Source organism: Pseudomonas fluorescens (assembly GCF_001902145.1).
Classification (GTDB): domain Bacteria; phylum Pseudomonadota; class Gammaproteobacteria; order Pseudomonadales; family Pseudomonadaceae; genus Aquipseudomonas; species Aquipseudomonas fluorescens_BV.
In genome coordinates this window covers 752,099-765,301 of the sequence record NZ_MRST01000026.1, presented here as the reverse complement: position 1 = coordinate 765,301, position 13,203 = coordinate 752,099, and the positions used below count along the sequence as shown (strand labels likewise).

Here is a 13,203-nt window from a genome sequence, read left to right as displayed (position 1 = left end):
CATCGCGCATTCTACAGCAGCCTCATTTGCTGTCAAGTGGTTATTTTCAGAAGTTTTCGAAGATTTCTTCAACAACTTCAACCACTTGCGCTTGCGATCTCTCGTAAGCGGGAGGCGAATTCTACAGCGTTACACGCTGCTGTCAACACCTCTTTTTCAACTTCCTTTTGGCTTCGATGAACTGAAGCAACTTGCTGCCGAAAACTTCTTAACTCATTGTTTACCAAGGAGTTTTCCGTTTCGACTGCGCCGGAAGTGGGGCGAATTATAGACAGATATAATTCGCCGTCAACTCTTAATTCTGCTTTTCTATCAATAAGTTAGCTTCGGTTAAAAAACAACCAGCTCTCCACTGGGCTTCTATCTATCTATAACAGAAGGAAAAGCTTAAATAACACCTGCTTCCTTCAATGCAGCCACATGAGCAGCTCCCAGCCCCAGAACTCCTTGCAGTACCTGAAGCGTATGCTCGCCCAGTAGAGGAGGCGCACTCCGGTACTCTACAGGCGTCTTGGATAAGCGTATCGGGCTCGCAACCTGAGGCACCATCCCCGCCAATGCATGAGGCAACTCCACCGCCAAGCCACGCGCCTTGACCTGAGGATCGGAAAACACCTGCGCCAGATCATTGATCGGCCCACACGGCACGCCCACTCGCTCCAGCTGCGACACCCACTCAGCGGTAGTCTTGAAGACCGTCGCCTGGCGAATCAAGGGAATCAGCTCCGCGCGATTAGCCACCCGTACGCGATTGGTGGCGAAACGCACATCATCCGCCCATTGTGGCTGCCCAGCGACTTCAGCGAATTTACGGAACTGCCCGTCATTGCCTACGGTGAGAATGAAATCTCCATCGGCAGTAGGGAAATCCTGATAGGGCACAATATTAGGGTGAGCGTTGCCCAGGCGCTTCGGCGGCGTCCCGGTGGTCAGGTAATTCATCGCCTGATTCGCCAGGCAAGCCACCTGCACATCCAGCAACGCCATGTCGATATGCTGCCCACCACCATCGTGATCGCGATGAGCTAGCGCAGCCAAAATCGCCACGGTCGAATAGAGCCCGGTCAAGATATCGGTCAAGGCTACGCCAACCTTTACCGGCCCGGCGCCTTCATCCCCTTCAGGCCGCCCCGTCAGGCTCATGAGCCCACCCAAACCCTGGATCATGAAGTCGTAACCGGCGCGCATCGCATAGGGGCCCGTCTGGCCAAACCCCGTGATGGAGCAGTAAATCAGCTCCGGGTTAACCTCTTTGAGGGACTCGTAGTCCAGCCCATACGCCGCAAGGCCGCCCACCTTGAAGTTTTCGATCAGGATGTCCGACTTGGCAGCCAGGTCGCGTACCAGTTTCTGGCCTTCCGGTCGCGTAAAGTCGATGGTCACCGACTCTTTATTACGATTGGCCGACAGGTAGTACGCCGCCTCACTGGTGTTCTCGCCATCCGCATCCTTAAGGAAGGGAGGGCCCCAAGCGCGCGTGTCATCGCCGCTGCCCGGCCTTTCGACCTTGATCACCTCGGCCCCAAGGTCTGCAAGAATCTGCCCGGACCAAGGGCCCGCGAGTACTCGCGACAAATCCAGCACTCGCAGATGCGAAAGCGCGCCCATGCCCATGCTCCTATTAATAGAACGCTTGAAGACCGGTTTGCGCGCGCCCCAGGATCAAGGCATGCACGTCATGGGTCCCTTCATAGGTGTTGACCACTTCCAGGTTGACCAGGTGGCGTGCCACCCCGAACTCGTCAGAGATGCCGTTACCGCCCAGCATGTCTCGGGCCATGCGCGCGATGTCCAGTGACTTGCCACACGAGTTACGCTTCATGATCGAAGTGATCTCCACCGCCGCCGTACCCTCATCCTTCATCCGCCCCAGGCGCAGGCAACCTTGCAGGGCCAAGGTAATCTCGGTCTGCATGTCTGCCAGCTTCTTCTGGATCAGCTGAGTGGCAGCCAATGGGCGACCAAACTGCTGGCGATCGAGTGTGTACTGGCGCGCGGTATGCCAGCAGAACTCTGCAGCCCCCAGCGCCCCCCAGGAAATCCCGTACCGCGCCGAGTTGAGGCAGGTAAAAGGACCTTTCAAGCCACGTATATCCGGGAAGATATTTTCTTCCGGCACAAATACGTTATCCATGACGATTTCACCGGTAATGGAGGCCCGCAACCCCACCTTGCCGTGGATAGCCGGAGCGCTCAGACCCTTCCAGCCTTTTTCCAGGACAAAGCCACGGATATCTCCCGCATCGTCTTTGCCCCACACCACAAACACATCCGCAATCGGACTGTTGGTGATCCACATCTTCGCGCCGGTCAGGCTGTAGCCGCCATCCACTTTGCGTGCACGGGTAATCATCGCGCCCGGATCGGAACCATGGTTGGGCTCGGTCAGCCCGAAGCAACCGATCCATTCACCAGAGGCCAGTTTGGGCAAGTACTTCTGTTTTTGCGCCTCGGTACCAAACTCATTGATCGGCACCATGACCAGGGAAGACTGCACACTCATCATCGAGCGATAGCCGGAGTCGACACGCTCGACCTCACGAGCAATCAAACCGTAGCTGACGTAGTTCAACCCACTGCCGCCGTATTGCTCGGGGATCATCGCCCCCAGCAAGCCCGTCTCGCCCATCTCACGGAAAATAGCGGGGTCTGTCTTTTCATGACGAAAGGCTTCGAGCACACGAGGAGCCAGCTTGTCCTGAGCAAATTGCTCGGCGCTGTCACGCACCATGCGCTCTTCTTCGGTGAGCTGCTGGTCCAGCAGTAGTGGATCGATCCAGTTGAAGCTTGCCTTGCCAGCCATGAATAAGTCCTCGCGGAAAAAATCAGAAGTCGTGGATCCAGACTAGGCGCGGTCAGCGCAGAGGGCAAACGAGGTTTTTGCATAGGCTTGTGCTAATTTCTCACTTCGTAACACTCAAAAAGCCCAAAAAAGCGCTTTATCTGTGAGGGCAACGTACATGCGCAGAAAAATCCCCAGTACCACCGCACTCATCAGCTTTGAGGCAGCAGCCCGCCACGAGAGCTTCACCAAGGCAGCACTGGAGCTTTCCATCACCCAAGGCGCGATTTGCCGCCAAATCGCCAGTCTTGAGGAGTTTTTGAGTGTCGAGCTGTTTCGCCGCTCACGCCGCGGCGTGAAGCTGACGGAGGCAGGGCTGTCTTATAGCCGTAGGGTTGCAACACAGCTGGACGCCGTGGAGCGCGACACCTTGTCGGTAATGGGCCAGCAGGGCGCCAATGTGATCGAACTGGCGGTGGTGCCCACCTTCGGCACACAGTGGCTGATCCCACGCCTGAAGGAATTTCAACATCAGCACCCGGAAGTCACGGTGAACCTGACGAACCGCACACGCCCCTTCCTATTCGCCGATACCGAGTTCGATGCGGCGATCTACTTCGGAGATGCCGATTGGTCGGGTACGCAGTCCCACAGGTTAATGGGCGAAAACCCGGTACCGGTATGCAGCCCGCGCTTACTCGGCGACCGCACGCACTTCACCCCTCAACAGATCGCCGAGCTGCCTCTGCTGCAGCAGACCACGCGCCCCTATGCCTGGCGCCAATGGTTCAACGCCCAACAACTAAACATCCCACGCGACATGACAGGCCCTCGATACGAGCTATTCTCGATGCTGTCCCAAGCAGCCATGCATGATATGGGCATCGCACTGATTCCTCCTTTCCTCATCCAGCGGGAGTTGAAGGAGCAACAACTGGTAATCGCCAGCACCGAAGCACTGACCAGCGAAAAGGCTTATTACCTGATGATTCCTGACAAAAAGGTCGAATCCGCCTCTCTGCATGCATTCAGGGACTGGCTGCTCGACCAATCAAGACGCTACAACCCAAGTAAATGAAGGGCAAAACGCAATTGCTGACTTTGTAGTCAGATAAGTTAAGAGCCTACAGATATACGTATATGTCGCATTTAAACAGACTGTACTTGTCAACCAAAAATAAGGCTAAAAGCCATGTATTTCATGGCTCTTAGCGACTCTTACCGGCCAATGCACGACTATTCACACGGACAATGAAAAAACGGACCGAAAACGCCTGAACGCCTTTAAAGACCTGTATTTAAAGAGGTTATTTCAGCTTGTTGCGACAATCAGTCACAGGGTGACTTGTAGTTAATTTTTCGTCACCCGTCATAATCCCTTGATGGCCGTAAAGTTCGCCTGCAAAATGCCGCGCCCCGCTGTCATTTCAGCGGGATCGTGCTGATCGGCCGCCCCAGTTGCGCCACTCGCGGTGCACTGGCCTTTTTACAAAAAGATCAAAAGCAAAAAGATCATGCAGGAGATTTGACGTGCACATTGGTGTTCCTCTCGAAACCCAGACCGGTGAAACGCGGGTGGCTGCCACCCCGGAAACCATCAAGAAGCTGATCGGCCAGGGCCATAAGGTCACTGTACAAAGCGGCGCAGGCATCAATGCCAGCATCGTCGACAGTGCCTATGAAACGGCAGGCGCCACCATTGGCAGCGCCAACGACGCGTTTGGCGCCGAGCTGATTCTCAAAGTGGTTGCCCCCAGCGACAGCGAACTTGCGCTGATCAAAAGTGGCACCGTGTTGGTGGGCATGCTCAATCCGTTCAGCAACGAAACCATCGCCAAGCTCGCCGAGCGCGGCATCACCGCCTTCGCCCTGGAAGCCGCGCCGCGCACTTCACGCGCTCAAAGCCTTGATGTGCTGTCTTCGCAGGCCAACATCGCCGGTTACAAGGCCGTGTTACTGGCCGCTCATCACTACCCGCGCTTCATGCCGATGCTGATGACTGCTGCCGGCACTGTAAAAGCCGCACGCGTACTGATCCTCGGCGCCGGTGTGGCGGGCCTGCAAGCCATCGCCACGGCCAAGCGCCTGGGCGCGGTGATCGAAGCATCCGACGTACGCCCGGCGGTAAAGGAGCAGATCGAATCCCTGGGCGCCAAGTTTGTCGACGTCCCCTACGAGACCGATGAAGAGCGTGAATGCGCCGTCGGTGTCGGTGGCTACGCACGCCCGATGCCCACCAGTTGGATGCAACGCCAGGCCCTGGCCGTGCACGAACGCGCCAAACAGGCCGATATCGTCATTACCACCGCATTGATCCCGGGCCGCAAGGCTCCGACCCTGCTTAGCGCCGATACCGTGGCGCAGATGAAGCCCGGCTCGGTGGTCATCGACCTCGCCGCAGCCCAGGGTGGCAACTGCCCGCTGACCGTCGCCGACCAGGTAGTGGTGGAAAACGGCGTGATCATCTGCGGCCCGACCAACCTGGCGGGCGCTGTCGCCGCCGATGCGTCGGCCTTGTATGCGCGCAACCTGCTGGACTTCCTGAAGCTGGTCTTCACCAAGGAAGGGCAGTTTGAAATCAACCTCGAAGACGACATCGTCGCCGCGTGCCTGATGTGCCGCGACGGCCAAGTCATCCGCAAAAACGCCTAAGCAGGGATTCAGACGATGGAAGAGCTTATCTCCCCCGGTATCTACAACCTGATCATCTTTGTGCTGGCGATTTATGTCGGTTATCACGTGGTCTGGAACGTAACACCCGCGCTGCACACGCCGCTGATGGCCGTGACCAACGCCATTTCCGCGATTGTCATCGTCGGCGCCATGCTGGCTGCCGCGCTGACCGTCACCCCGTTGGGCAAGACTATGGGCACACTGGCCGTGGCCCTGGCGGCGGTGAATGTCTTCGGTGGCTTCCTGGTCACCCGCCGGATGCTTGAAATGTTCAAGAAGAAAGCCCCGAAAGTAAAAGAAGAGGCGCCCAAGTAATGAGCATGAATCTCGTGACGACGCTCTACCTGATCGCGTCGATCTGTTTCATCCAGGCCCTCAAAGGCCTCTCGCACCCGACCACTTCGCGGCGCGGCAACCTGTTCGGCATGCTCGGCATGGCGCTGGCGGTACTCACTACCGTCGGCCTCATCTATAAGCTGGGGGCTGAACTGGCGACTGCCGGTATCGGCTACGTCATCGTTGGCCTATTGGTTGGTGGTACCGCCGGCTCGATCATGGCCAAGCGTGTTGAAATGACCAAGATGCCCGAGCTGGTCGCCTTCATGCACAGCATGATCGGCCTGGCAGCGGTGTTCATCGCCATTGCCGCGGTGGTCGAGCCGCAGTCCCTGGGCATCGTCAAGCACTTGGGCGATTCGATACCGGCCGGTAACCGCCTGGAACTGTTCCTCGGTGCCGCTATCGGTGCAATCACCTTCTCCGGCTCGGTGATCGCATTCGGCAAGCTGTCGGGCAAGTACAAGTTCCGCCTGTTCCAGGGCGCACCGGTACAGTTCGGCGGCCAACACAAACTGAACCTGGTGCTCGGTCTCGCAACCCTGGGCCTGGGCCTGGCGTTCATGTTCACCGGCAATCTCAGCGCATTTGCACTGATGCTGGCCCTGGCCTTCGTGTTGGGTGTGCTGATCATCATCCCGATTGGCGGCGCCGACATGCCCGTGGTGGTGTCGATGCTCAACAGCTATTCCGGCTGGGCAGCCGCGGGCATCGGTTTCTCGCTGAACAACTCGATGCTGATCATCGCCGGTTCCCTGGTGGGCTCCAGCGGCGCGATCCTGTCGTACATCATGTGCAAGGCGATGAACCGATCCTTCTTTAATGTGCTGTTGGGCGGTTTCGGCAATGCGCCGGATGCTGGCGCTGCGGCGGGCTCCAAAGAAGCACGCCCGGTGAAGTCAGGCTCCGCTGATGACGCTACCTTCCTGCTGACCAACGCCGACACCGTGATTATCGTCCCAGGCTACGGCCTTGCGGTCGCACGGGCACAACACGCGCTCAAGGAATTGACCGAGAAACTGACCCATCACGGCGTCACCGTAAAGTACGCGATCCACCCGGTGGCGGGTCGCATGCCGGGGCACATGAACGTATTGCTGGCCGAGGCCGAGGTGCCTTACGACCAGGTGTTCGAGATGGAAGACATCAACTCCGAGTTCGGCCAGGCCGACGTGGTGCTGGTGCTGGGCGCCAACGACGTGGTCAACCCGGCCGCCAAGAACGACCCGAACTCACCCATCGCCGGCATGCCGATTCTCGAGGCGTTCAAGGCCAAGACCATCATCGTCAACAAGCGCTCGATGGCCAGCGGCTATGCGGGCCTGGACAACGAGTTGTTCTATCTGGACAAGACCATGATGGTGTTCGGTGATGCCAAGAAGGTCATCGAAGACATGGTCAAGGCCGTCGAATAACACTGCGCCAGCGCAATACCCGAAACCCTGGCCTCACGTAGGCTGGGGTTTTTTTATGGTTCCCACGCTCTGCGTGGGAACGCATCCAGGGATGCTCTGCGCCCCGCTTTGCACACACATGAAACCCGACCAAAGGCTCTAAATCGCTATCTGGCATTCGACCATGGTAGCGGGCCGAAACTTTTTGAAATCACTACACTGCCCACCTTGCTTTCCGTAGCCAGAGATAACAATTCATGTACCGTGATCGTATCCGCTTGCCTTCGTTGTTGAACAAGGTCATGAGCGCGGCAGACGCCGCTGCACTGATCGAGGACGGCATGACCGTCGGCATGAGCGGCTTCACCCGTGCCGGTGAAGCCAAGGCCGTCCCCCACGCCCTGGCCGAACGCGCCAAGACTTCGCCGCTCAAAATTACGCTGATGACCGGCGCCAGCCTGGGCAATGACCTGGACAAGCAGTTGACCGAAGCCGGCGTACTGTCACGACGCATGCCCTTTCAAGTCGACAGCACCCTGCGCAAGGCGGTCAATGCCGGCGAGGTGATGTTTATCGACCAGCACCTGTCGGAAACCGTCGAGCAACTGCGCAACAATCAGCTCAAATTGCCAGACATCGCCGTGATCGAAGCCGTCGCGATCACTGAGCAAGGGCATATAGTGCCCACCACCTCCGTAGGCAACTCGGCCAGCTTCGCGATTTTTGCCAAACAGGTGATCGTCGAGATCAACCTGGCGCACAACCCGAACCTGGAAGGGCTGCACGACATCTACATCCCGACCTATCGGCCGACGCGCACGCCGATCCCGCTGGTGAAAGTCGACGACCGTATTGGCAGCACTGCGATTCCGATCCCGCCCGAGAAAATCGTCGCCATCGTCATCACCAACCAGGCAGACTCCGCCTCCACGGTAACGCCGCCTGACAGCGACACCCAAGGCATAGCCAATCACCTGATCAACTTCCTCAAGCAAGAAGTCGATGCCGGGCGCATGACCAACAAACTCGGCCCGCTGCAAGCCGGCATCGGCAATATTGCCAACGCGGTGATGTGCGGATTGATCGAGTCGCCGTTCGAAGACCTGACCATGTACTCGGAAGTGCTGCAGGATTCGACCTTTGACCTGATCGACGCCGGCAAGCTGAGCTTCGCCTCCGGCAGTTCGATTACCTTGTCGGAGCGGCGTAATGCCGATGTGTTCGGCAACCTGGAGCACTACAAAGACAAATTGGTGCTGCGCCCGCAGGAAATTTCCAACCACCCTGAAGTGGTACGCCGCCTGGGCATCATCGGCATCAATACCGCGCTGGAGTTCGATATCTACGGCAACGTCAACTCCACCCACGTCTGCGGCACGCGGATGATGAACGGCATCGGCGGCTCCGGGGATTTCGCCCGCAATGCGCACCTGGCGATCTTCGTCACCAAGTCCATTGCCAAGGGCGGCGCGATTTCCAGCGTGGTACCGATGGTCAGCCATGTGGACCACACCGAACATGACGTGGACATTCTCGTCACCGAAGTAGGCCTTGCCGATCTGCGGGGCCTGGCGCCACGGGAGCGCGCCCGAGTCATCATCGATAACTGCGTGCATCCAGCCTACCGAGATGCCCTCAACACTTACTTCGATGCCGCCTGCGCCATCGGTGGGCATACCCCGCACATCCTGCGCGAAGCACTGAGTTGGCACATCAACCTGGAAGAAACCGGGCACATGCTCAAGGCTTGATGAATACAGATCCGGGCTGATGCAAAGACAGTTTCATCAGCTCGGTGGACTCACCCGCACTTCTGGAAAAAACTGTACTGCTGTACCGGTCATTTCCTACCGAAATATCCCACGCGTCAACCCAAAAATGCCAATTTCGCACCTTTTAAGTGCGCACAGGTACAGTTGCCCCAATTTCGTACCGTACAGCCTCGTTAAACAGTTAACTGGCCTCTCACAATACAGGTGAACTGTATCTAGAGAGTCTTGCTTCGGAAGAGGATCATTGGCATCAGTTAAACCACTACCTAATCCCGCCACAAGCGGAAGGATGTCATCATGGAACGTACACTCAGTTCCGAACTGTTCTTCGAAGAAAAAGCTGTAAACACTCAGGCTTCCCTGCCTTTGCGCGTTCTCGCCAACCTGATGTTGTGGCAGCGCCGCATCTCCAGCCGCCACCAGTTGGCTCGCCTGGATTCGCGTCTGCTGGCTGACGCCGGTATCAGCGAAGCTCAACGCTACGAAGAGCTGAGCAAGCCGTTCTGGCGCTAAGTGGCGCCCGCTGGCCCTGACCTGACGGGTCCACTGCCAGCACCCTGATTTGTCAAAGCAAAGCCCGCCCCGGGTAACCGGAGGCGGGCTTTGTTGTATCTGTGATTGCGCATTGAAATGGCTCAATCCAAGCATACAGATACAGTTTAAAATTATTAAAACATGATAGGTACAGTTTAATTACAGGCTTCCGAATAACCCGGCACACGCCTAATATCCGCTCACCACGTGGCGAACCCTGTAGAGCGTGCGTCTGATGCTCGACAGTCCCAGTCCGTTTCGCTGTGGCCGTTTCGCGCCACCTTATTTATTCGTCTACAGGAGTTACCCCATGTCCCGTCTTCGCCTGCTGTGCACTGCCGCTGTGCTGACCCTGGCTGCCAATGCCAACGCGAGCAGCCTCATCATGACTACCGACTCGATCGTCGGCGCCCTGAAGGCAACCTCCGATGCCACGTCCGATGCCACTTCATCCCTGCGCGACAACAAGGTCGTACAAGCCGCCCGTGACGACGCCGCCAGCTTTGTCGCCAGCGAAGGCGCCATCCGTGGCGTGAAACTGGAAAGCGCCCTGGCCCAGATCCGCCAACAAGCGCCGCAATTGAATACCGCTACCGATGCACAGCTGGCACAGGCCATTCTGGCTATCTGATCCACGGCAACCAGACGGGAGCGCCCGCCGCTCCCGGATGGCTCGGCGCTGGCTCTCACCCGGCCGTTGCGCTAGCCTTGGCGCTCGCTTTCAGTTGTCGAGTCCCATGGCTTTTTCATACCGTTTATTGATTGTTCCTGTACTGTTTTGCGCCTGCTGGTCACCCATGGCTTCAGCGTTGGATGTGTCCACCCAGAGCACTGTTGTCAGCGTGTATGCCACCAGCAAAGTGACCTCTGCGCCGTTCGACGATAAGTTGGTCATGGCCGCTCGGGATGATGCTGCCGCTTTCATTGCCACTGACGGCCAATGGCGGGGCGCACGCCTGGAGTCCGCGCTGGACTATCTACGCCGTACCCAGCCAAAACTTCATGCAAGCGACCTTGAACTGGCGCAGGCAATTCTCGTCCAATAATCATCGTTGTATTTCTATCTTTGTCATTGGAGTCACCCCATGCGTAGCCCGCTGATCGTCGCCGCCCTCGGCCTGCTGTTTTTGGCCGATGTCGCCCAGGCGCAAACCTTGAAGGCCACCAGTAACATCGTCGTGCGAGCCTCGGCGCGCACCATTGATTTCACCTCGGACACTACCACCTCCATCCGCGACTCCAAGATCGTGCGCGAAGCCCACGATGACGCCGCCAGTTTCGTCGCCACGAATGGCGAGATCCGTGGCGCCCAGCTGGAAGCCGCATTCGACACCCTTCGCACCCGCGTGCCAGAAGCCCGTGATGCCAGCGACCAGACCCTCGCCGAAGCTATCCTCGCTCTGTGAGGCGCATCAAAACCTGGCTCCTGGCCGGGGCCGTGCTGCTGTGCGCAACGACAGCCCAGGCCAGCCTGCAACTGCGGCTCAAGACTGAAGGTTTGAGCCCGGCCGAACAGCAGGCCAGCCAGGCATTGCTCGATGAAGCGCTGCGCTCCTTGCCGCCGCGCTTTGTCGAGCAGTTGGATCGACGTATTGATGTCGGCTGGACCGACAAGATGCCTGACAACGCCTACGGCCAGGCATCCCTGGTATCGGAACTGGACCTCAACCAGAATTTGCTCGCCAGCCTCACCGACGGCAGTGCCGCCACCCAGAAAACCAATCGCCCCCACGGTACTGTGCGCCGGGAATTGCTCGCCACGGTGCTGCATGAACTGACCCACATCTATGACCGTGCGCGCCTATGGTCCAAAGACGAGCGCACGCTCATCCAGCGCTGCAGCCGCCAGAACAACATCACCGGTTTGATCGGCTTGCCCGACCAGTGCCGCGGCCAGAACGACCGCCGCTTTACCCTCAGTGACGACCCGCGCCTGCTGGACCTCGCCGGCTGGCCACAATATGTCGGGCGCCGCGGCGAGCGTGAGCAGCACAACCATCAGGTGGTGCGCAGCCCGGACATCTACGAAACCACCAGCCCGCTGGAATTCGTAGCGGTCAACATGGAGTACTTCCTCCTGGACCCCAGCTATGCCTGTCGCCGTCCCGCGCTGTTTCGTTATTACAAGGACCACTTCGGCTGGGCGCCGCCCGCACAGGATACCTGTGCCAGCACCTACGCCTTCCTGAACGCAGGCAACGATTTCGCCAAGACACCTCTGGGCCAGATCGACCCGGAACGCGTGTATGAAATCGACTATCTGCTTGCCGAAGCCAACCAAAACCTGGTGAGCCGTTGGGGCCATAGCATGTTGCGCCTGGTGATTTGCGCCCCAGGCCGCCCGCGTGGCCCGGATTGCCGGCTGGACCTGGACCGGCATCTGGTGCTGTCTTACCGCGCCTTCGTCGGTGACGTCCAGCTGTCGAGCTGGGATGGCTTGGTGGGCAAATACCCGTCGCGGCTGTTCGTGCTACCGCTGGCCCAAGTCATTGATGAATACACCAAGACCGAATTGCGTGGCTTGGCGTCGGTGCCGCTGAAACTCAGCCGCCAGGAAATCAACGACACCGTCGAGCATGCGGCTGAGATGCACTGGAGCTATGACGGCAACTACTTCTTCATTTCCAACAACTGTGCGGTCGAAAGCCTGAAACTGCTGCGCAGCGGCAGCGCCAACCCGCAATTGACCGGCCTGGACAACATCACCCCCAACGGGTTGCTTGAGGTCCTCAGCGCCCGCGGCCTGGCCGATACCAGCGTATTGAACGACAAGCGCGAGGCACTGCGGCTGGGGTATCACTTCGACTCGTTCCGCGAGCGCTACCAGGCCATGTTCGATGTGTTGCGCAAACAGCTGCCGATCAAGCAGACCCAGGTCGAAGACTGGCTGTCCCTGGATGCGCAAGCGCGTCGCCAATGGTTCAACCAGGCCGACCTGCGTACCAGCGCCGCGCTGTTGTTGCTGGAGCAGGCCAGCTATCGCAAGCAATTGATGCTCGCCCAGGATGAGGTCAAACAACGCTACCTCAATGCCCGCGAGCTGAAAAACGGCGGTATGGAGAAAGCCAACAACACGCTGCAGCAAATTCTCGCCAACAGCGGCTTCCTCAGTCGCCCGGCCGAGTTGCTGGACAGTGGGGGTTATGGCCTGCCGCAACCTTCGGAAGCCAAGCGCCTTGAGTCAGAAAGCGCCGAACGCCAGAAGCAGTTGCAGTCGTTGACCGGCGAGCTGGATAAAGAGGTGAGGGCGCTGCTCGATCCATCCCGCGCAGCCGAGATTGCCGCGTGTGAAGCCAATCTCAAGCAGGTGGGTGAGCATCTACGAGCGCTGCATAAAGCCGCCGGTGGCCTCGAGCTGCCCTGAACACCACTGCCCCAATGTGTAGGCTGGCTTGCCCTTGTAGGAGCGAGCTTGCTCGCGAAAAACTCACAGGCGCCGCGTTTATTCAGAAAGCGCGCGTTATCGTTGACGTTTTTCGCGAGCAAGCTCGCTCCTACAAAAGCGAGAACCTGAAGAGTGGTGCCTGCCCTTCATCAGCTCTTTTCTCAGCGAAAGCTGGCTGAAAGCTTCCCCGTCTAGGATCGCCTCCACTGCCGGCAACAGACCGGCTGTTAACAACAACAATGGTGATTCCCGATGTCCGCTCGTACCCGCCTGTTCGCTCCAACTCCCCCCGTACGCCTCGTGCCTTTCGTTCTGCGCTGACCCCCA

Annotated in this window: 13 protein-coding genes; 11 read left to right on the top strand and 2 right to left on the bottom strand. The window is 58.4% G+C overall.

Annotated features, from left to right (window positions below):
- On the top strand, positions 1-271 hold a 271-nt coding region (locus BUE92_RS28605), incomplete at its 5' end, for a hypothetical protein (RefSeq protein WP_218599131.1).
- 116 nt (positions 272-387) lie between these two features.
- On the opposite strand, the gene BUE92_RS23050 is transcribed toward BUE92_RS28605, so the two are convergent.
- A complete protein-coding gene (locus BUE92_RS23050) occupies positions 388-1,608 on the bottom strand; it encodes a CaiB/BaiF CoA transferase family protein (RefSeq protein WP_073526453.1) in 1,221 nt (406 codons plus the stop codon).
- 13 nt (positions 1,609-1,621) lie between these two features.
- A complete protein-coding gene (locus BUE92_RS23045) occupies positions 1,622-2,803 on the bottom strand; it encodes an acyl-CoA dehydrogenase (protein ID WP_073526451.1) in 1,182 nt (393 codons plus the stop codon).
- A gap of 157 nt (positions 2,804-2,960) precedes the next feature.
- On the opposite strand from BUE92_RS23045, the gene BUE92_RS23040 reads away from it, so the two are divergent.
- The 10 genes from BUE92_RS23040 to BUE92_RS22995 all read left to right on the top strand — a co-directional run bounded on the left by BUE92_RS23040 (position 2,961) and on the right by BUE92_RS22995 (position 12,855).
- Positions 2,961-3,860 carry a LysR family transcriptional regulator gene (locus BUE92_RS23040; protein WP_073526450.1) on the top strand — a complete coding sequence of 300 codons (900 nt, stop codon included), beginning with the start codon at positions 2,961-2,963 and terminating at the stop codon, positions 3,858-3,860.
- 452 nt (positions 3,861-4,312) lie between these two features.
- Positions 4,313-5,434, top strand: coding sequence for a Re/Si-specific NAD(P)(+) transhydrogenase subunit alpha (locus tag BUE92_RS23035; RefSeq protein ID WP_034129252.1), 1,122 nt, complete (start codon positions 4,313-4,315; stop codon positions 5,432-5,434).
- 15 nt (positions 5,435-5,449) lie between these two features.
- Positions 5,450-5,770: an NAD(P) transhydrogenase subunit alpha gene (locus BUE92_RS23030; protein WP_003187417.1), complete on the top strand. Its 321-nt coding sequence runs from the start codon at positions 5,450-5,452 to the stop codon at positions 5,768-5,770.
- Positions 5,770-7,206 (top strand): NAD(P)(+) transhydrogenase (Re/Si-specific) subunit beta, encoded by a 1,437-nt coding sequence (locus BUE92_RS23025; RefSeq protein ID WP_014716357.1) that lies wholly within the window; start codon positions 5,770-5,772, stop codon positions 7,204-7,206. Before BUE92_RS23030 ends, BUE92_RS23025 begins: the two co-directional genes overlap by 1 nt.
- 236 nt (positions 7,207-7,442) lie before the next feature.
- Positions 7,443-8,936, top strand: a complete 1,494-nt coding sequence (locus BUE92_RS23020) for an acetyl-CoA hydrolase/transferase family protein (protein ID WP_073526448.1) — start codon at positions 7,443-7,445, stop codon at positions 8,934-8,936.
- A 318-nt stretch (positions 8,937-9,254) separates the two neighbouring features.
- Positions 9,255-9,470 (top strand): DUF1127 domain-containing protein, encoded by a 216-nt coding sequence (locus BUE92_RS23015; protein ID WP_003187413.1) that lies wholly within the window; start codon positions 9,255-9,257, stop codon positions 9,468-9,470.
- Between the two features lie 331 nt (positions 9,471-9,801).
- Positions 9,802-10,122, top strand: a complete 321-nt coding sequence (locus tag BUE92_RS23010) for a DUF2388 domain-containing protein (protein ID WP_034136006.1) — start codon at positions 9,802-9,804, stop codon at positions 10,120-10,122.
- 106 nt (positions 10,123-10,228) lie between these two features.
- Complete coding sequence (locus BUE92_RS23005; RefSeq protein WP_073526446.1) at positions 10,229-10,537, top strand: DUF2388 domain-containing protein; 309 nt, start codon at positions 10,229-10,231, stop codon at positions 10,535-10,537.
- Positions 10,538-10,576: 39 nt separating this feature from the next.
- A complete protein-coding gene (locus BUE92_RS23000; RefSeq protein WP_003187408.1) occupies positions 10,577-10,897 on the top strand; it encodes a DUF2388 domain-containing protein in 321 nt (106 codons plus the stop codon).
- Positions 10,894-12,855: a DUF7844 domain-containing protein gene (locus BUE92_RS22995; protein ID WP_073526444.1), complete on the top strand. Its 1,962-nt coding sequence runs from the start codon at positions 10,894-10,896 to the stop codon at positions 12,853-12,855. Before BUE92_RS23000 ends, BUE92_RS22995 begins: the two co-directional genes overlap by 4 nt.
- Positions 12,856-13,203 lie beyond the last annotated feature (348 nt).